We start from the raw sequence: 19,318 nt of genomic DNA, 5'->3' as shown, positions 1-19,318 counted from the left end.
TGTTATCTCCCAAAGCATGGAAGTTATTGTGGTTAAAGAGAATAAAAACACCATTGCCTGAAACTGCTCCAAATATGTCATGGGCGTATCAGGAACTGGCAAAGTTAGGAGGCTGGAAAGATACCAAGCGCACAGGGCGTGCATCTGTGAAAGTGTTATGGCAAGGATGGCTTAAGTTACAAGCCATCCTGGAAGGCTACGATTTAGCAAAATCTCTTGAGTCAGACTTGTGATCAAGAGACAGCTTTAAAAGCGCCTTTCTTTATGAGCTAAAATTAATTATTCAACAGTTTGTGTAGCCGTTGGTAAGTTAAGTTCAGCATTTGCTTTCAGCGCTTCAATAAACACTATGTAGTTTTTATTAGCTTGCGCCATAGTAATGCTTTGTTTTGCTTGAGGATCAATATTAGCTGCAACTTGTGCATCTGTTACCGACTTAAGCGCAACAATTGCTGCATCACCATTATTTAAATTAACAAGCTCAACTATCGCAGAGTCTGCTGGGTGAGCCATTTTGAATGCTTGAGTCACAATAGCAGGTGAAACAGTATAGCTTTGACGTGTTAACTGCGCTTCTTGACGAACAGTTAAGCTTTGCTCGCTCGCTACATCATTTAAGCTCTTACCTGCTTGTACTTCTGCAAATAAGCTACGCGCTTTTTCTTTAGCAAGCTCTGATGATTTTTCATTAACTAAACGCGCTTTAATTTGCTCGCTTACTTCATCCAGCGGTTTAGTAGCAGCAGCTTTATGCTCGTTAATACGAACAATAATTGCATGCTCCTCACCAAGCTCAATAACTTCAGAGTTTACTTTATCTTCAAGTAAATCAACTGATGTTAGTGCTGTTACAACTGCAGGGCTGTTTAACGGCTCCGGAAGAGCATTAAGTGCTAAAAGAGGCGTAGATTTAACTTCCACTTCAGCAACTTCTGCAGCATCGTCTAAGCGGTCTGAAATTTCAAATGCAAGTGCACCCATTTCAGTTTGCTTTTCGTAAAATGCATCTACTTTTTCAGCTTGTTCTAGTTCAGCACGTAAGTCAGCTTTAACATCGTCATACGCTTTAACTTGTTGTGGTTGAATGTCTGTAAGTTTAATTATGTGATAACCAAACTCAGAAGCAACAACCTCAGAAATGTCACCTTTGTTTTGAAGTGCGAAAGTCGCATCTTCAAATACAGGGTCCATTACGTCACGTTCTATCCATTCAAGATCGCCGCCCATTTCGCCACTAACGATATCGTCAGATGATGATTCTGCTAACTCAGCAAAGTCTGCACCTTGTTCTAGTTGTGCATGAAGTGCATTGGCTTTTTCTTTTGCTGCGTCATCGTCTTCACTGTTATCAATTAAGATATGTGATACGCGACGCTTTTCTGGCTCAACGTATTGTGCTTTATTTTGCTCGTAATACGCTTTAACGTCATCCTCGGTTACCGATTCAACATTAATATCTGATGCTTTAAGCTCAATATAACTTACTGAGATAAGCTCTGGAGATAAAAATTGTGATGCGTTTAGCTCGTAGTAATCAGACACTTCTTGCTCTGATACTTCTACGTTCGCGGCAAGCGCTTCTTTATTAATAACTAAGTAATCAATACTACGAGTTTGCTGCTGCAGAGCGATTGCGCTTTTAAGCTCGCTCTCTAGTGCAAAGTCTGTACCTGCAACAGCAGATACTACCTGACTACGTGTCATATCTTTACGTAGGTATTCACGAAAAGCATCTGGTTGAAAGTTCATTTGACGAATTACTTGTAAGTAACGATCGTTATTAAACTTTTCACCAATTTGAAAGTACGGTAGTTCTAAAATTGTTTTACGTACACTTTCGTCGCTTACGCGAAGGCCTAAATCAGCCGCTAGCTGTGATTGCAATTCTTGTTGTACTAAGCGGTCAACTACACCTTGGCGAATTTGCGCCATGTAATTTGGATCAGCGGCAATTTGTGTAAAGTATTCACCAAATTGTTGCTCTAAACGGCTTCGTTCATTTTGGTAAGCACGGTTAAAATCGGTTTGACTAATTTTAATTCCATTTACTTCAGCAACGGGTTGTTCTGTGGTTTGACCTAAGTAACTACCGATCCCTGCCAAGGCAAAAGATAAAATCACCGCGCCTAAAATTATTTTGGCTACAGGTCCTTGCGAACCTTCTCTGATTTTCTCAAGCATTTGTTTATCTCTTTTTGATCAAGGTATTTTACCTTGTCACATGTAAAAAAAGCGTATCTTACCAGATACGCTTTTTCACTTGAAGTAACTGGCGGTAAAGTTACTTAATTCATCTGTTGTGGTGAATCAGTAACTTTACACTCGCCATAACTAATGTGTTTAAAACAGTGATTAGTTTACTGCGTCTTTAAGCGCTTTACCGGCTTTAAAAGCAGGAATAGTTGCAGCAGCAATTTGGATTGTTTCACCGGTTTGCGGGTTACGGCCTGAACGTGCAGCACGGTCACGTACTGAGAAAGTACCGAAACCAACAAGTGCAACTGAGTCGCCTTCTTTTAGCGCGCCAGATACAGATTCGATGAATGAATCTAGTGCACGACCTGCAGCCGCTTTAGAAATGTCAGCATCAGCTGCGATTTGATCGATTAATTGAGATTTATTCACAATATCATCCTCTTTCATTGTTATTATCAAGAGCGATGGTTTTTTAAACTAACATCACTTTTTTGAAAATTGTAGAGCAAACTTTTAATGCTCACATGATTATATTTTTCTTAAGCCTACGCCCCATAAGGGCTAGGCTTGAAAACCAGTGCTTAACTTATCATACCGTTTAGATTTGAAAAGCCCTAAAAAGCACTTTTTTTAGCTTTTTTCTTGGTTTTTAGGTGTTTCGACCGAAAAACTCTCAACAGGATGCACTAAAGCAAGCTTTAACACCTCGTCAATCCAAGTAACTGGGTGAATATCAAGACCTGCCAGCACGTTCTCTGGGATCTCTTTTAAGTCACGTTCGTTAATTTTTGGAATGATTACTGTTTTAATTCCACCACGATGAGCTGCTAATAATTTCTCTTTTAAGCCACCAATAGGAAGTACTTCACCACGTAGCGTAATTTCACCGGTCATTGCAACATCTGCTCGTACAGGGTTACCCGTTAAGCTAGATACAAGACCTGTTACCATTGCTGCACCCGCACTTGGGCCATCTTTTGGTGTTGCGCCTTCAGGTACGTGTACGTGAATATCACGCTTTTCGTAAAAGTCGCTATTTATGCGAAATGTATCTGCACGATTACGTACTACCGTCATAGCCGCTTGAATCGACTCTTGCATTACATCGCCCAGTGAACCGGTATAAGTTAACTTGCCTTTACCTGGTACAGCCGCACATTCGATTGTTAGCAAATCACCGCCAACTTCTGTCCATGCTAAGCCTGTAACTTGACCAATACGGTCACCGTCTTCAGCTTTACCATAATCAAAGCGTTGCACACCTAAAAAGTCTTCTAGGTTATCTTGATTGATAGTCACTGTTTTAGTGTCTTTTTCAAGTAAGATATTTTTAACGGCTTTACGACATAGTTTTGAAATTTCGCGCTCGAGGTTACGTACACCCGCTTCACGTGTGTAGTAACGAATAATGCCAATAATTGCACTATCCTCTATTTCAATTTCAGACTCTTTTAAGCCGTTACGTTTTACTTGTTTAGTAATTAAGTGCTCTTTTGCAATGTTTAGCTTTTCATCTTCGGTGTAACCCGATAAGCGAATAACTTCCATACGATCCAGTAATGGGCCAGGAATGTTAAAGCTGTTTGATGTTGCTACAAACATAACATCAGATAAATCGTAATCTACTTCAAGATAATGATCAGCAAAATGGCTATTTTGCTCAGGATCAAGCACTTCTAATAGAGCTGATGCTGGGTCTCCACGCATGTCAGCTGACATTTTATCAATTTCATCTAACAAGAATAACGGGTTTTTAACGCCCACTTTTGTCATGTTTTGAATTAACTTACCTGGCATTGAACCGATATATGTACGGCGATGACCACGAATTTCAGCTTCATCACGTACGCCGCCTAATGCCATACGCACATACTTACGACCAGTTGAGCGCGCGATAGATTGCCCTAGGGATGTTTTACCAACACCTGGTGGCCCAACTAAACATAAAATTGGCCCTTTAAGCTTATTAGTACGCTGTTGTACCGCGAGATACTCGATAATGCGTTCTTTTACTTTATCTAAGCCATGGTGATCGCTATCAAGAATTTTTTGCGCGCCTGGTAAGTCTTTTTTCACTTTAGAGCGTTTTTTCCAAGGTACGTTAATTAACGTATCAATGTATGAACGCACTACAGTGGCCTCTGCAGACATTGGCGACATCATCTTAAGCTTATTAAGCTCTGTCGTCGCTTTGTCTTGTGCTTCTGTTGGCATACCCGATTCTTCAATGCGCTTTTTAAGTGCTTCAAATTCATCAGGTACATCATCAAGCTCACCCAATTCTTTTTGAATGGCTTTCATTTGCTCATTGAGGTAATACTCGCGCTGTGACTTTTCCATCTGCTTTTTAACGCGGGTACGAATTTTTTTCTCAACTTGCAGTAAGTCTATTTCACCTTCCATTAATGCCATTAAATATTCAAGACGTTCTGTCACGTTTGAAATTTCTAGCACTTTTTGTTTTTCAGGTACTTTTAATGGCATATGGGCTGCCATTGTATCGGCAAGGCGCGCTGGCTCATCAATACCTGAAACTGAAGTTAGTACTTCAGGAGGAATTTTTTTATTTAGCTTTACATAGCCTTCAAACTGGCTAATTGCGCTACGAATAAAAATTTCTTGTTCTTTCTCGTCTACCGAATCAGATTCAATAAATTGAGCATTAGCTACAAAAAAGTCTTCGTTATCTACAAATTCTTCGATTTGTGCGCGCTGTGTACCTTCTACTAAAACTTTAACTGTACCGTCCGGTAATTTTAATAACTGAAGTACAGTGGCAATAGTGCCGATACGATAAATATCTTCTTGCTCAGGTTCATCTACAGTTGCATCTTTTTGTGCAACCAAGAAAATTTGTTTATCTTTGTCCATTGCCGCTTCTAGGCATTTTATTGATTTTTCACGGCCTACAAAAAGCGGGATCACCATGTGCGGATATACCACAACATCGCGCAGTGCAAGGACTGGGATTTCGACTCGGTCGGTTCTCTCAAGCGTCATTATAGTTTCTCTTCGCACTTAATTTATTTTAAAGATTACTCAAGTATATGGGGATAACCTAATTAAAGTTCAACAATTTTCCCTTACTCGATTAAATTAATTATAAAAAAAGGAGCCTAAGGCTCCTTTCTTCACTCAAATAGCTTAAAAACTATTCTGATGCAGCTTTATCTTGTTTATTATTTTCATAAATCAAGATTGGGTCTGACTCACCTTTAATAACGGTTTCATCAATAACCACTTTGCTTACGTCATCCATTGAAGGAAGTTCGTACATAGTATCAAGTAACACACCTTCAACGATTGAACGAAGACCACGTGCACCTGTTTTACGCTCCATTGCTTTGTGGGCAATTGCAGCTAAGGCATCATCACGGAACTCAAGTTCAACGTCTTCCATACCAAACAATACTGAAAACTGTTTAGTAATCGCGTTTTTAGGTTCACTTAATATTTGCACAAGAGCAGCTTCGTCAAGTTCTGTTAACGTAGCAACTACTGGCAAACGACCTATAAACTCAGGAATTAAGCCGTATTTAACTAAATCTTCTGGTTCTACGTCTTTAAATGTTTCACTTAAAGAACGACTCGCCGCAGACTCTTTTACGCTAACGCCAAAACCGATACCGGTATTTTTGTGGCTACGTTGCTCAATTACTTTATCTAAACCTGAAAATGCGCCACCACAAATAAACAAGATTTTAGAAGTATCTACTTGTAAAAACTCTTGTTGCGGATGTTTACGACCACCTTGCGGTGGAACAGAAGCAACGGTGCCTTCAATCAGTTTAAGTAGCGCCTGTTGAACGCCCTCGCCCGATACATCACGCGTAATTGACGGGTTATCTGATTTACGAGAAATTTTGTCAATTTCATCAATGTAAACAATGCCACGTTGCGCTTTTTCAACATCGTAATCGCACTTTTGTAAAAGCTTTTGAATGATATTTTCAACATCTTCACCTACATAGCCTGCTTCGGTTAATGTAGTGGCATCGGCCATAGTAAACGGCACATCAAGTAGACGCGCTAACGTTTCTGCAAGTAATGTTTTACCACTACCTGTTGGACCGATAAGCAAAATATTACTTTTACTTAATTCAATGTCTTGCTTAGTCGATTGGTTACGTAGGCGTTTATAATGGTTATAAACGGCAACAGACAATACTTTTTTAGCATGATCTTGACCAATAACATAATCGTCTAAGTGTTTACGAATTTCTTTTGGTACAGGTAGTTTGTCAGACGTATCATGCTTAGGAGCAATGTCTTTGATCTCTTCCCTGATAATATCGTTACACAACTCTACACATTCATCACAAACGTATACTGAAGGGCCTGCAATTAATTTACGCACTTCATGTTGGCTTTTGCCACAAAAAGAGCAGTATAACAATTTATTACTTTTGTCGCCGTCTGTAGGAGTGTCAGACATTCAGCTACCTCATTTTATTACGTTGGCCACCAAAACTGTTGGCGGCTATTTCAATACGCTTTAACTATACCAAAATTTATTAGTTTTCGCATAGTAACTTAAAGTGGCAAACAGGCAATCCTGCTCACCAAGCACTTACTTTTTATCGCGATTTGTAAAAACTGAGTCTACCAAGCCGTAATCTACAGCTTGCGTGGCACTCATAAAGTTATCACGATCTGTGTCTTTAGAGATAATATCCAATGGTTGGCCTGTATGCTCAGCCATTAAGCGATTAAGCTTAGCTTTAATAGACAGAATTTCTTTAGCGTGTATTTCAAAGTCAGATGCTTGACCTTGGAAACCACCTAATGGTTGGTGAATCATCACACGAGAGTTTGGTAAACAAAAACGTTTACCTTTAGCGCCAGCAGTAAGTAAAAAAGCACCCATGCTTGCAGCTTGACCTACACATATTGTACTTACATCTGGTTTGATGAAGTTCATTGTGTCGTAAATAGCCATACCCGCAGTTACTGAACCACCTGGTGAGTTAATGTATAAAAAGATATCTTTATCAGGATTTTCTGATTCTAAAAATAGCATTTGCGCTAAAATCAGATTTGCCATGTTGTCTTCAACTTGACCTGTTAAAAAGATAATACGCTCTTTTAATAATCTCGAATAAATATCATACGAGCGCTCGCCTTTTGGTGTTTGTTCAACAACCATTGGGACCAATGCATTTAGGGGATCTGTAATACCAGTATTCATACTTATTTAATTCCTTATGCGCTTATACTTATCCTTATTATAAGGAAGCATAGTTATCGTTTTTCGCAAATTTAGAGCCAAAAACTAAAATGGCCCGGGCACGCTGTATAAACAGAGTAGCACGAGCCATTTAATCGTTAGCGAGAGCTTAAGTCAATGACTTATTAAGCACCTTGCTGTGGATTCATGATGTCATCAAATGCTTTTTCAACATCAGTAACAACTGCTTTAGCTAAAATAGCTTCAACAGCTTGCTCTTCCATTGCTACATTACGCATTTGCTGCATAAGTTGATCATTACCTTTGTAGTATTCTACTACTTCAGTTGGATCTTCGTATGCAGAAGCTACCGTTGCAATTAATGCTTCAACTTTAGCGTCATCAACTTTAATCTCGTTAGCTTTAATCACTTCACCTAATAAAAGGCCAGTTTTAACACGTGTTACAGCTTGCTCGTGGAACAATTCAGCAGGAAGCTCTGGCATGTTTTGAGCGTCGCCGCCAAAACGTTGAGCTGCTTGCTGACGTAGAGCATCAACTTCTTGATCAACTAGTGCTTTAGGCACTTCGATTTCGTTGTTAGCTAAAAGACCTTTGATTGCTTGGTCTTTAACGCTTGCTTTAACCGCTTGGTCTAGCTCACGTGTCATGTTCTTTTTAACTTCTTCTTTAAGCGCGTCTACGCCGCCTTCGGTAACACCGAATTTAGTTGCAAACTCTTCGCTTAATTCTGGTAATTCTTGCGCTTCAACTTTTTTCACTGTGATAGTGAATTGAGCCGCTTTACCTTTTAAGTTTTCAGCGTGGTAATCATCAGGGAAAGTTACATCAGCAACTACTTCTTCGCCTGCTTTTTTACCTACGATGTTATCTTCAAAACCTGGGATCATACGACCTTGGCCAAGTTCTAATGGGAAGTCTTCAGCTTTGCCGCCTTCAAATACTTCACCGTCGATAGTACCTACGAAATCAACTGTTACACGGTCGTTTTCGCCAGCAGCTGTATCAACATCAGCCCACTCAGCGTGTTGCTTACGAAGTGTTTCTAGCATGTTAGCTAAATCTTCGTCAGTTACTGTTACCGCTGGTTTCTCAACAGTAATTTTATCTAAACCTTGAACTTCAACTTCAGGGTAAACTTCAAACGTTGCTGAGAACTCTAAATCTTTACCTGCTTCAAGTGATTTAGGTGCGAATGTAGGCGCGCCAGCTGGATTGATTTTTTCAGAAACGATTGCTTCGTAAAAATTACGTTGCATTACTTCGCCAGCAACTTCTTGACGAACTGCAGGGCCAAAACGCTTGTTAATTACAGATACTGGAACTTTACCAGCACGGAAACCATCTATACGCTGTGTTTTTGACAGTTGTTGTAGGCGTTTTTTTACTTCGGTCTCAACGTTCTCTGAAGGAACGGTGATAGTTATACGGCGCTCAAGGCCTTGGGTCGTCTCAACAGAAACTTGCATGATTTACCTCAATATTCAATTTTGGCGACTGTTCGCCTTCCTTTACAAACAAAGTGATCTGCATGAGTCTTGATAAAGTTTAAGCGGTTTTTCACACTTAAAAGCATCCGTCGCTACCATGAGATACCATTGCTGCTTTGCCCTTCGGGCACTATGTTAAACAATAGACGCGGCATTATAACCTAATATTTATGATAGTCGAGTATAGGGGGCAATTATTTGGACTAGATAAGGGACTATAGAGACTAACTGAATAAAAAACAGGCTAACTGAGCATTGAATAGAATAAAATACAAATTATTTAATAGAATTAAAGGCTAACGAATTTAGATTTATAACTTAGAGGAGTTTATTTATTATTCTTACTAGATAAGAAAATGGTCGGCGATGCAGGATTTGAACCTGCGACCCCTTGGACCCAAACCAAGTGCGCTACCAAACTGCGCTAATCGCCGACATTGAAGAGTTAACTTCTTTTTTCATACTGAACACTTAAACTGAGAGTATAAGACCATTTTAAGAAAATGGTCGGCGATGCAGGATTTGAACCTGCGACCCCTTGGACCCAAACCAAGTGCGCTACCAAACTGCGCTAATCGCCGATATTCGTTGTAAATGGGGTGACTGATGGGGCTCGAACCCACGACAACCGGAATCACAATCCGGGGCTCTACCAACTGAGCTACAATCACCGCTATATTTACATGTTTTCAAATGGTGCACCCAGAAGGATTCGAACCTTCGACCCACGCCTTAGAAGGGCGTTGCTCTATCCAGCTGAGCTATGGGCGCATCGAAAACTTCATAGTTTACCAATAAGCTATTCGATTATAATAAATTATAAAAATGGTCGGCGATGCAGGATTTGAACCTGCGACCCCTTGGACCCAAACCAAGTGCGCTACCAAACTGCGCTAATCGCCGAAACTTATTATTGTTAGCGAGTGACCTCGTTGACAACGGGGTGCATAATAGTGATTTGACGGGGTTAGGTCAAACGTTTTTTTAATAAAACCAATCAAGTGCTCATTTTTAGTGCACAATGGTTAAATATTACAATAGTAGGCTGAAATTTAAACTATTTAACAACTCAAATGTTATATACATTAAAAGCAACTTGGCGCTGCTATGCTTTTCTGCGAAAATAGTAGGCACATTATAAAACGAGTTATATAAAGAGTATGTTTTCTTTATTAGCATTTTTACCCCTATTTTATTATGCACTCGTTTTTAGAGTATCGGTATCTAGTTAATTAACCCCAATTAAAGGTCACCCATGACGGCAAACATCATTGATGGTAAGGCAATCGCAAAACAAGTACGTAGCGCTGTAGCAGAACGCGTAAGTGAACGTGTAGCAAATGGTTTACGTGCACCAGGACTTGCAGTAGTGCTCGTTGGACTTGATCCAGCAAGCCAAGTTTATGTTGGTTCAAAACGTAAAGCCTGTGAAGAAGTTGGCTTTATCTCTAAATCATTTGATTTACCAGCAGACACACAAGAGCAAACTCTTTTAGATTTAATTGACGAGCTAAATAATGATGCCGAAGTTGATGGGATTTTAGTGCAGTTACCACTGCCAAAAGGCCTTGATGCTGAAAAGATTTTAGAACGTATTACCCCACATAAAGATGTTGATGGATTTCATCCATATAACATTGGTCGATTAGCACAGCGTATGCCTGCCCTTCGCCCATGTACGCCTAAAGGTATTATTACATTACTTGATTCAACGGGTGTACGTTATAAAGGGATGCATGCAGTTGTCGTTGGCGCGTCAAATATTGTTGGTCGTCCAATGTCGTTAGAGCTTTTATTAGCAGGTTGTACTACCACTGTGTGTCATAAGTTTACTCAAGACTTAGAAACACATGTTCGCCGCGCTGACTTATTAGTTGTGGCTGTCGGTAAACCTGAATTTATACCGGGAGATTGGATAAAAGAAGGCGCTATTGTTATCGATGTGGGCATTAACCGCTTAGATACGGGTAAATTAGTCGGTGATGTTCAATACAGTGTGGCCGAACAAAAAGCGCATTTTATTACACCTGTACCAGGTGGCGTTGGCCCGATGACTGTCGCAAGCTTAATTGAAAACACACTTGAAGCGTGTGAAAAGTATCACAGCTAAGCTGTTAAAAAATCAAAAAAGGGTTGCCGTTTGGCAACCCTTTTTTAGTTTGACCTGAATTACTTTAAACGCTTACGCTTTACGCCACGTTGTTTTACCAGCTGAATCTTCAAGTATTACACCTAATGCATTAAGTGCATCGCGAGCTTCATCAGCAGCAGCCCAGTCCTTACTAGCACGTGCTTCATTACGTTTTACAATTAATGCTTCAATTGTCGCAACTTCGTCGTCATCTTGCCCACCTTGTAAAAAAGCTTCCGGTGCTTGTTGAGCAACGCCTAACACTTCACCAAGGCTACGCAGTATAAACGCTAACTTGCCAGCTTGACCTGCGTCACTTTCTTTTACGCGGTTTAATTCTTTAGCAAGTTCGAACAACACAGGTAGTGCTTCTGGTGTATTAAAGTCATCATTCATTGCTTTTCTAAATTTAGCAACAAACTCATTGCCTTCTAAATCGCATTCTACCGGTACGACATCACGAAGCGCTGTATAAATGCGTTCAAGTGATGAGCGCGCTTGGTCTAAATTCTCTTGCGAGTAATTTAATTGGCTGCGGTAATGCCCTGAAATTAAAAAGTAACGAACAGATTCGGCATCGTATGCTTTTAAAACTTCACGCACAGTAAAAAAGTTATCTAACGACTTAGACATTTTTTCTTTATTTACTTGCACCATGCCAGTATGTATCCATGTATTTACATACTTGCCGTTGTTTGCACAGCACGACTGGGCAATTTCGTTTTCATGATGTGGAAACTGTAAATCAGACCCCCCACCGTGAATATCAAAATGCTCACCTAAGTGTTTTGAGCTCATTGCCGAACATTCAATATGCCAACCAGGACGCCCTTCACCCCACGGTGATGACCATGATGGCTCACCTGCTTTGGCTTTTTTCCATAACACAAAATCAAGTGGATCGTCTTTATCTTGCGCTACTTCAACGCGAGAGCCCGATTGCAGCATAGTTAAATCTTGCTGAGAAAGCGCACCGTATTGCTCAAACGTTGATACATCAAACAATACATCGCCATCAGCTGCAACATAGGCATGGCCCTTTTCAATCAAGCGCTTAACCATAACGATAATTTCATCCATATGGCTTGTAACTGTTGGTTCAATATCTGGGCGTAGCATATTTAGGCTATCAAAATCTTCATGCATCGCTTTAGTCATGCGCACAGTTAAATCGTTTATTGACTCACCATTTTCATTTGCGCGTTTAATTATTTTATCGTCGATATCTGTAATGTTACGTACATATTTTAAATCGTAACCAATATGACGTAAATAGCGCACAATAACGTCAAAACCAACAAAAGTACGAGCGTGTCCAATATGGCAGTAATCATAAATGGTGATACCACACACATACATGTCGATTTTGCCTTCGACCATAGGTTTAAATTGCTCTTTTTGTCGCGTGAGTGTGTTGTATATATTTACCATTTACTTTGAGTCCTTGACTATTTACTTGAACAGTTATGTTACCACTTGAAAAGCCCCTGCTCTAGCGCTTTATAACAAACCAAACATCTACTTTGTTAATCTTAGCCAACTACGATAAAATAGCGCCAATATTTAAACCAGATATAGGAAAACACATGGTTGTTCTACACACCAATTTTGGTGACATCACCATTAAAATGTTTGAGCAAGAAGCTCCAAACACTGTTAAAAACTTTTTAGAGTATGCAAATGCTGATTTTTTCAACGGCACTATCTTTCATCGTGTAATCGATGGTTTTATGGTTCAAGGCGGTGGTTTTGTACCAGGTATGGAACAAAAAGAAGTTAACGACCCAATTAAAAATGAAGCTAATAATGGCCTATCTAACAAGATAGGTACTTTAGCAATGGCGCGTACGCCTGATCCTCATTCAGCAACTGCACAGTTTTTCATTAACGTGAACAACAACGACTTTTTAAACCACAGTAGCGAAACATCGCAAGGCTGGGGTTACTGTGTTTTTGCTGAAGTAGTAGAAGGCATGGACGTAGTAAATAAAATAAAAGGCGTAGCAACAGGTAGTACTGGTTTTCACCAAGACGTGCCTCTTGAAGATGTGATCATCGAAAGCGTTACTGTTAGCTAATAGTAAGTTTACCCACGTAATGTGGAGTATCAGCGGGCATTTACGCAATGTGTATACGCCCGCTTTATTTATATCGAAAAGACTGACCTATGACTCGCCAAACTTACTTTATTGCAGATTTACACCTAAGCGAAAACCGCCCCGACATTAGCGCTGCATTTTTTGACTTTTTAAATACGCATATACTAAATAAAGATGTAGATGCACTTTATATTTTGGGTGATTTTTTTGAAGTATGGGTTGGAGATGACTACATTACAGCGCTGAGTGCCGATGTAGCAAAGCATTTAAGCGCCGTTAATGATGGTGGGACACCTGTTTATTTTATACATGGCAATCGTGATTTCATCATGCGCAAGCAATATGCAGACATGGCCGCAATGACTTTACTCGATGAACAAACAGTCATTGATTTATATGGTACGCCTACCGTTATTTTACATGGCGACGAAATGTGCACTCAAGATACTGAGTATCAAAAATTTCGTAAAAAAAGCCGTGGTTGGTGGTGGCCAAAACTAATGCTTGCAATGCCACTTTGGTATCGTAAAAAAATAGCGCGTAATGCCCGTGAAAAAAGTAAGTTGCGCCAAGCTGATAAACCTATCGAAATTTTAGACGTTGTAGATGAAGCCGTGCTTGCCACCTTTGCTAAACATAACGTTACTAATATGATTCATGGTCATACTCACCGCCCTAATGTTCATACGTATAAAGTTAATGAACAAACACTTACTCGCACAGTGCTAGGTGACTGGTACACCCAAGGCTCTTATTTAGTCGTTACCCCTCAATCACAAGAATTAATTAGCACGCCTTTCGCATAATTTAAAATTCTGACTATTATTTATCTATACATTTGAATAATAGTGAGAGGTTTAATGATTAAGCTGTTAATTTTCATCGTAGTAATTGCCATTCCAACAAAAGTATTTAGCGAACAAACATGGCAAATTGTTACTGAAAACTACCCTCCCTATTTTAGCGAAAACTTGCCCAATAATGGTTGGTTATATGAAATAGCCCAATCAGCACTTAAAACACAAGGTATTAATAGCGAAGTCGAGTTTACGACATGGAATCGCGCTTTAAAGCTATTAGAAAAAAACAGAAAAACAGCTATTTTAGGTGCTTTTTATTCATTAAAAAGAAATGAAGTTTTTTACTACTCCCGTCCACTTGCAGTTGCTCACTCAGGAGTTTTTAAGCGAAAAGAAAGTATTATTAATTTCGATGGTACAGTTCAATCATTAACTCCTTATAGTATTGGTATAGAAGACAATGCCGTTGTAAGCCAAGAGTTTGCTAGAAATACGGATCTGGCAATAACGTCCACTAAAAGTCTTCCTACAAGCTTATATTTACTACAACAAGGGCGTATTGATTTAGTCGCGGGTACTAAAGAGGTTGGAAAATATTGGCTTGAAAACACTAAAACCGAAGATTTGGATGATGATAATATTGAGTATTTATCGCCAGATCTTGCTTCTCATAAACTATATGTAGTTGTCTCTAAATCAAATTATAGGGCTAAAGAATACTTACAAAAATTTAATAGAGGAATTGATATAATAATTAACAATGGTCGCATTGCTAAAATTATGAAAAAACATAATTTCAGCAATCAGAAAATAACAGAGTATATTAATTTTTTAAAAGAAAATGAGGGTATTTAAACAGTAGGAATACCGCTATGAAATTTAAAATCAGTATCGGTTGTAGAAATTAACTCTTTTTCTTTTTCACCAAAAAAGTTTACGCGTTCGGTAATATCAAAATCAGCAATTTCTTGCGCTAAAGTTAAATAATCTTGGTAATGACGCGCTTCTGAACGTAACAACGAAATATAAAAATCACCTAAGCGTTTATCAACATGCGGTGCAAGCTTTGCAAAACGCTCACACGAACGCGCCTCAATATAAGCGCCTACTATTAGCTTATCGACTAATGCATCGGGCTCGAACGTTTTAACATGACGGAGCATGCCTTTTGCGTAACGACATGGTGTAATACTTCGATACTCAACACCGTACTCGTCCATAATTTCGAGCACTTGATAAAAGTGATGCAGCTCTTCTTTTATCAGCAAAACCATTTTATCGATTAGACCTTGCCCGTATGGAGAACTCGATTTAGGAATTATTGATTTAGTGAGCTTATTTTTAGCAGCCAGATCGCGCCAATTCCCTTCTCGCTTGTAAATAAGCGTTTCAAATGGCTTTAGCCACTCGAGTAATGCATCACTACCCTCTTTATCTACCGCGTATTTACGTATTAAAAACATCGCACTTTGAGCTGCTTTTAATTCACAAATTAAGTGATCTATTAAAATGACTGATAAGTTTTCTTTTTTAATTGCTTGCTCCACCCATTGCTCTGGGGTGGTACACAATAAAAAGTTATTAATCGGCTCTAAAAGTTGGCTATGTGGCACGTTGACTGCTCATTACTAAATAAATTTGATAGACCGTTATTTTAACACGAAATTTTGCTTGGGATAAATCAAAGCCCTTATCTGCGTCTAAATGTTAATAACGAGTTAACTTGACTTTGCAAAATAAGTGAACCATAACTGTACATAGACTGTATAAAAATAAACCAACCAAAACAATAATACGTTCCTTTTATGGAGTAAGTACTATGATACTAAATCACCTCTGGGGCATTTATGCTCACCCACTTGAAGAATGGCAAACAATAGATAATCGCCATGAAAGTTTAACCTATAGTTTGTCGCATATTTTACTGATTGCTTTATTTCCTTCAATAATGGGCTACTACTCATCTGTTTATTTAGGATGGAGTATAGGTGCAGGCAATCCCGTATTTTTAACGCACGATAGTGCACTGCTAATTGCAGGTGCAATGTATTTTGCTTTAATAGCGGGTGTTTTTGCATTGGCGTATTTAGCCCATTGGATGGCGGTTACATTTGGCTCTAAACCTACATTTACACAAACACTTGAACTTGCAGCATATACTGCAACACCAGTGTTTATGTCGGCACTCGCCGCTTTTTGGCCTGTACTTTGGTTTGTAGTTTGTGCTGGAATTATTGCACTAACTTACTCGGTCTATTTGCTCTACACCGGCGTACCTATACTTATGCATATCCCCGAAGAGCGTGGCTTTATTTACGCCAGCTCGGTAGTAACGTGTGGATTAATATTACTGGTTATTATTTTAGCTGTAACAGCGATGCTTTGGACAAATGGGATTGTTAGCCCTATGTTTACTTAATAAAGTTTACCTAATAAAAAGTCGTGTTTGATAGAAATGTTCCCTTTCTTTCCTTCGCAAAAAAGGAGCTAATTAGCTCCTTTTTTTATATTTAATAGTTTTTATCAATAACCATTAATCAGCTTCGTTTTCGTCTTGGTTGTGTATCTCTAAACCTGAAGACATCGCACTTTCGCGGGTGCTTTTTGCTGAATCGTTACGTAGCTTATCAATACGATTTAAATAGTTTTGATCAATATCGCCAGTAATATATTGGCCATCAAATACTGAGGTTTCAAACTTAGTAATTTCAGGATTTTCTTGGCTAACCGCAGCAATTAAATCTTTTAACGATTGAAAGATTAAACCGTCAGACCCTATGCTTGCATTAATATCTTCTACTTCACGTCCGTGAGCAATAAGCTCAGCGGCTGAAGGCATATCAATACCGTACACATTAGGGAAGCGTATTTCAGGTGCCGCTGATGCAAAGTAAACGTTTTTAGCGCCAGACTCTCGGGCCATTTCAACAATTTGTGCTGATGTTGTACCACGAACAATTGAGTCATCAACCAATAATACGTTTTTACCTTTAAATTCGCGATCAATTGCGTTTAGCTTTTGACGCACTGATTTTTTACGCATCTCTTGGCCGGGCATGATAAATGTACGACCAATATAACGGTTTTTAACAAAACCTTGCCGATATGGTAAATCAAGTACACGTGCAATTTCCAGTGCTACATCACATGAAGTTTCTGGAATTGGGATAACTACATCAATATCTTTGTCTGCCCATTCGCGTGCAATTTTTTCGCCTAGTTTAGTCCCCATGTTTACGCGTGTTGCGTATACAGACATACGGTCTATTGTTGAGTCAGGTCGAGCAAAATAAACAAATTCAAAAATACACGGCGAGTAAGAAGCCTTATCAGCACAACTAAGTGAATGGAATTCACCTTCTTCTGTAACATATATAGCTTCACCAGGTGCAACATCACGTACAAACTCAAAACCATCCGGTTTCAACGCAACGCTTTCTGAGGCAAACATGTACTCAGTACCTTTTTCGGTTTCGCGTTTACCAAATACAAGTGGGCGAATACCATTAGGGTCGCGAAAAGCAACAATGCCATGGCCGATAATCATAGCAATAGTTGCATAGCCACCGCTTACTTTATTGTTTACTTCGGTTACCGCAGTAAAAATATCTTCAGGGTCTAAATGCAACTTATCAGACTTACTTAATTCATGTGCCATGATATTAAGTAAAATTTCAGAGTCTGACGTTGTATTAACGTGACGACGTGCTTCTGAGAATAACTGCTCTTTTAAAGCTTCTGCATTAGTAAGGTTGCCATTATGGGCAAGCGCTATACCAAACGGTGAGTTAACATAAAAAGGTTGTGCTTCAGATGAGCTTGAAGATCCTGCTGTAGGATAACGCACATGGCCAAGGCCAATTGTACCTTGTAGTCGTTTCATATGACGGGTGTGAAAGGCATCTTTCACAAGGCCATTTGCTTTGCGTAAGCTAAACGTATTATTCTCAATGGTAATGATACCCGCGGCATCTTGACCACGGTGCTGCAAAACAGTTAAGCCATCATAAATCGCCTGATTCACAGGGGATGTTCCGACTATTCCAACGATACCACACATGTAATTTATCCTCGCCGATTAACGGTTTACTGAATTTAAAAAGCTCGAGTTGTTTTCTAGGTACGAAAAGAACCATTCAACTACAAAGCCAAATTCTGGAATCAAAATAGAATTGCCCCACCAGTGCGTATTGGGTGCACCAGTAAAAGCATCAAGAAAGAAGAGTAACGCGCTCACGACCAACACGCCTCGTAGAGCACCAAACACTATGCCAAAAACACGGTCGGTACCCGATAAACCAGTACGATGTACAAGCTCACCTAAAATATAGTTTAGTAAACCGCCTAACAGTAGCGTCGCAAAGAATAATATGGCTATGGCCGCAGCATTTCTTAAAAGGGGTTCAGAAATGGTTGTTAGGAAGGAAGCTAAATATTGGTAAAATAAGCTAGAGATGATAAAGGCGCCAGCCCATACCGCTAATGACATTGCTTCTTTTACAAAGCCGCGTATTAAACCGATGATGGTAGACAATGCAATGATGCCAATAATGGCGTAATCAACCCAGATCATAAGAACCAATTAGTCGCTAATTTGGGGCGCATTCTATACCCAAACATCGTTAGTATGCAAGTTTAAACGGGAGATTACTGGGTTGTAGTCAATACAAAAAATTAACATTATAGAATGGGTATTATGAGATAAAGATAATGATAAAAACAAATATAAATAAATAAAAAAAGGCTTGTGATACAAGCCTCTTTATAATTATTTTGTAACTTCGTATTGCGTAACTTTACCATTCAATTTAGTAAGCTCTTTCAGCTGGGGAAGCTGCTTTTGTAATTCATTTTTATCAAGCGAAGGACCAACAAATACCTTGGTTAACGTCCCATTTGGGGTTTTAATCGGTTTAGTAAACGTTTTAAACCCTTCAATTTTTAATTTAGCCTGTAATGCTTTTACATTTGCAACATGTGAAAAACTACCTAATTGAATAACGTAAGCCATACTTGTTAGGTTTTCATCACTTTTACGAGGCGCAATAGGTTTTGGTTTAGCTTGAACAGGCGCTTTTGTAATTGGTGTAGCTTTAGGTTCAATAGTCGCTTCAACAACTTTATTCTCTACAGCGTAGTCACTCTCATCCATAGCATTTTGCTGCTCAAAAGCTTCATCATCAGCTTGAATATCTTCAATTTCATCTTGTTTTAGTGGTTCAGCATTAGCCATGTTTTCATCAATTGACTCTTGAAGATCGATTGTTTTGAACTCAGGGCTATCAGGAATCGCTTTAAAGCCTTCTTTATAATGCACTTTTTCGCCATCGAGTATATTAGGGATAAACACAATTGCTGCGATCACTACTATACTTGTTCCGACTAAGCGATTAATAAAACTTGAGTTCACCGAC

Annotated in this window: 16 protein-coding genes, 5 tRNA genes and 1 pseudogene; 6 read left to right on the top strand and 16 right to left on the bottom strand. The window is 39.2% G+C overall.

Annotated features, from left to right (window positions below):
• A pseudogene (locus tag QL998_RS08220) lies at positions 1–233 on the top strand (IS4 family transposase); the annotation flags it as partial.
• Positions 234–279: 46 nt separating this feature from the next.
• Here the strand turns inward: QL998_RS08220 and QL998_RS08215 are convergent.
• From QL998_RS08215 to QL998_RS08165, 11 genes are all read right to left on the bottom strand, one after another.
• Positions 280–2,181, bottom strand: coding sequence for a SurA N-terminal domain-containing protein (locus tag QL998_RS08215; protein ID WP_290192504.1), 1,902 nt, complete (start codon positions 2,179–2,181; stop codon positions 280–282).
• A 171-nt stretch (positions 2,182–2,352) separates the two neighbouring features.
• Positions 2,353–2,643 carry an HU family DNA-binding protein gene (locus QL998_RS08210; RefSeq protein WP_157823336.1) on the bottom strand — a complete coding sequence of 97 codons (291 nt, stop codon included), beginning with the start codon at positions 2,641–2,643 and terminating at the stop codon, positions 2,353–2,355.
• Between the two features lie 183 nt (positions 2,644–2,826).
• Complete coding sequence (lon, locus tag QL998_RS08205) at positions 2,827–5,196, bottom strand: endopeptidase La (RefSeq protein ID WP_290192503.1); 2,370 nt, start codon at positions 5,194–5,196, stop codon at positions 2,827–2,829.
• A 151-nt stretch (positions 5,197–5,347) separates the two neighbouring features.
• Complete coding sequence (gene clpX / locus QL998_RS08200; protein ID WP_002958344.1) at positions 5,348–6,631, bottom strand: ATP-dependent protease ATP-binding subunit ClpX; 1,284 nt, start codon at positions 6,629–6,631, stop codon at positions 5,348–5,350.
• A gap of 135 nt (positions 6,632–6,766) precedes the next feature.
• Positions 6,767–7,384, bottom strand: a complete 618-nt coding sequence (gene clpP, locus QL998_RS08195) for an ATP-dependent Clp endopeptidase proteolytic subunit ClpP (RefSeq protein ID WP_024590978.1) — start codon at positions 7,382–7,384, stop codon at positions 6,767–6,769.
• 164 nt (positions 7,385–7,548) lie between these two features.
• A complete protein-coding gene (gene tig / locus QL998_RS08190) occupies positions 7,549–8,853 on the bottom strand; it encodes a trigger factor (protein ID WP_024600100.1) in 1,305 nt (434 codons plus the stop codon).
• Between the two features lie 378 nt (positions 8,854–9,231).
• Positions 9,232–9,308 (bottom strand) — tRNA-Pro (locus tag QL998_RS08185).
• Positions 9,309–9,378: 70 nt separating this feature from the next.
• Positions 9,379–9,455 (bottom strand) — tRNA-Pro (locus QL998_RS08180).
• Between the two features lie 14 nt (positions 9,456–9,469).
• A tRNA-His gene (locus tag QL998_RS08175) sits at positions 9,470–9,545 on the bottom strand.
• 23 nt (positions 9,546–9,568) lie between these two features.
• A tRNA-Arg gene (locus tag QL998_RS08170) sits at positions 9,569–9,645 on the bottom strand.
• Between the two features lie 55 nt (positions 9,646–9,700).
• Positions 9,701–9,777 (bottom strand) — tRNA-Pro (locus tag QL998_RS08165).
• Between the two features lie 352 nt (positions 9,778–10,129).
• Here QL998_RS08165 and folD point away from each other — a divergent pair.
• Positions 10,130–10,984, top strand: coding sequence for a bifunctional methylenetetrahydrofolate dehydrogenase/methenyltetrahydrofolate cyclohydrolase FolD (gene folD / locus QL998_RS08160; protein WP_002958348.1), 855 nt, complete (start codon positions 10,130–10,132; stop codon positions 10,982–10,984).
• Positions 10,985–11,056: 72 nt separating this feature from the next.
• On the opposite strand, the gene cysS is transcribed toward folD, so the two are convergent.
• Positions 11,057–12,436, bottom strand: coding sequence for a cysteine--tRNA ligase (cysS, locus tag QL998_RS08155; RefSeq protein ID WP_182197511.1), 1,380 nt, complete (start codon positions 12,434–12,436; stop codon positions 11,057–11,059).
• Between the two features lie 155 nt (positions 12,437–12,591).
• Between cysS and QL998_RS08150 the strand changes: the two genes are divergently transcribed.
• From QL998_RS08150 to QL998_RS08140, 3 genes are all read left to right on the top strand, one after another.
• Positions 12,592–13,083, top strand: a complete 492-nt coding sequence (locus tag QL998_RS08150; RefSeq protein WP_002958350.1) for a peptidylprolyl isomerase — start codon at positions 12,592–12,594, stop codon at positions 13,081–13,083.
• A gap of 89 nt (positions 13,084–13,172) precedes the next feature.
• Positions 13,173–13,910 carry a UDP-2,3-diacylglucosamine diphosphatase gene (locus QL998_RS08145; RefSeq protein ID WP_182197512.1) on the top strand — a complete coding sequence of 246 codons (738 nt, stop codon included), beginning with the start codon at positions 13,173–13,175 and terminating at the stop codon, positions 13,908–13,910.
• Between the two features lie 54 nt (positions 13,911–13,964).
• Positions 13,965–14,759 (top strand): transporter substrate-binding domain-containing protein, encoded by a 795-nt coding sequence (locus QL998_RS08140; protein WP_182197513.1) that lies wholly within the window; start codon positions 13,965–13,967, stop codon positions 14,757–14,759.
• Here the strand turns inward: QL998_RS08140 and miaE are convergent.
• Positions 14,756–15,517 carry a tRNA isopentenyl-2-thiomethyl-A-37 hydroxylase MiaE gene (miaE, locus tag QL998_RS08135; protein WP_182197514.1) on the bottom strand — a complete coding sequence of 254 codons (762 nt, stop codon included), beginning with the start codon at positions 15,515–15,517 and terminating at the stop codon, positions 14,756–14,758. The two genes, QL998_RS08140 and miaE, sit on opposite strands and share 4 nt — an antisense overlap.
• 206 nt (positions 15,518–15,723) lie before the next feature.
• Between miaE and QL998_RS08130 the strand changes: the two genes are divergently transcribed.
• Entirely contained in the window at positions 15,724–16,323 is a 600-nt protein-coding gene (locus tag QL998_RS08130; protein WP_182197515.1) for a Yip1 family protein, read from the top strand.
• Between the two features lie 114 nt (positions 16,324–16,437).
• On the opposite strand, the gene purF is transcribed toward QL998_RS08130, so the two are convergent.
• From purF to QL998_RS08115, 3 genes are all read right to left on the bottom strand, one after another.
• Entirely contained in the window at positions 16,438–17,964 is a 1,527-nt protein-coding gene (gene purF, locus QL998_RS08125) for an amidophosphoribosyltransferase (protein WP_007580920.1), read from the bottom strand.
• A gap of 18 nt (positions 17,965–17,982) precedes the next feature.
• The gene (locus tag QL998_RS08120; protein ID WP_007376853.1) at positions 17,983–18,477 is read right to left on the bottom strand and encodes a CvpA family protein; all 495 of its coding nucleotides are present in this window, start codon (positions 18,475–18,477) and stop codon (positions 17,983–17,985) included.
• Positions 18,478–18,672: 195 nt separating this feature from the next.
• A complete protein-coding gene (locus QL998_RS08115; RefSeq protein ID WP_182197517.1) occupies positions 18,673–19,314 on the bottom strand; it encodes an SPOR domain-containing protein in 642 nt (213 codons plus the stop codon).
• Positions 19,315–19,318 lie beyond the last annotated feature (4 nt).

It is taken from the genome of Pseudoalteromonas sp. APC 3691 (assembly GCF_030408135.1).
GTDB lineage: Bacteria > Pseudomonadota > Gammaproteobacteria > Enterobacterales > Alteromonadaceae > Pseudoalteromonas.
This window is presented reverse-complemented; position numbering and strand designations above follow the sequence as displayed.

Excerpts from the sequence above, each read along its gene's own strand:
- QL998_RS08140 (WP_182197513.1), top strand. The coding sequence starts at position 13,965 with ATGATTAAGCTGTTAATTTTCATCGTAGTAATTGCCATTCCAACAAAA.
- cysS (WP_182197511.1), bottom strand. The coding sequence starts at position 12,436 with ATGGTAAATATATACAACACACTCACGCGACAAAAAGAGCAATTTAAA.
- QL998_RS08145 (WP_182197512.1), top strand. The coding sequence starts at position 13,173 with ATGACTCGCCAAACTTACTTTATTGCAGATTTACACCTAAGCGAAAAC.
- tig (WP_024600100.1), bottom strand. The coding sequence starts at position 8,853 with ATGCAAGTTTCTGTTGAGACGACCCAAGGCCTTGAGCGCCGTATAACT.
- QL998_RS08210 (WP_157823336.1), bottom strand. The coding sequence starts at position 2,643 with ATGAAAGAGGATGATATTGTGAATAAATCTCAATTAATCGATCAAATC.
- purF (WP_007580920.1), bottom strand. The coding sequence starts at position 17,964 with ATGTGTGGTATCGTTGGAATAGTCGGAACATCCCCTGTGAATCAGGCG.
- folD (WP_002958348.1), top strand. The coding sequence starts at position 10,130 with ATGACGGCAAACATCATTGATGGTAAGGCAATCGCAAAACAAGTACGT.
- QL998_RS08130 (WP_182197515.1), top strand. The coding sequence starts at position 15,724 with ATGATACTAAATCACCTCTGGGGCATTTATGCTCACCCACTTGAAGAA.
- QL998_RS08150 (WP_002958350.1), top strand. The coding sequence starts at position 12,592 with ATGGTTGTTCTACACACCAATTTTGGTGACATCACCATTAAAATGTTT.
- QL998_RS08215 (WP_290192504.1), bottom strand. The coding sequence starts at position 2,181 with ATGCTTGAGAAAATCAGAGAAGGTTCGCAAGGACCTGTAGCCAAAATA.
- clpP (WP_024590978.1), bottom strand. The coding sequence starts at position 7,384 with ATGAATACTGGTATTACAGATCCCCTAAATGCATTGGTCCCAATGGTT.
- QL998_RS08120 (WP_007376853.1), bottom strand. The coding sequence starts at position 18,477 with ATGATCTGGGTTGATTACGCCATTATTGGCATCATTGCATTGTCTACC.
- lon (WP_290192503.1), bottom strand. The coding sequence starts at position 5,196 with ATGACGCTTGAGAGAACCGACCGAGTCGAAATCCCAGTCCTTGCACTG.
- clpX (WP_002958344.1), bottom strand. The coding sequence starts at position 6,631 with ATGTCTGACACTCCTACAGACGGCGACAAAAGTAATAAATTGTTATAC.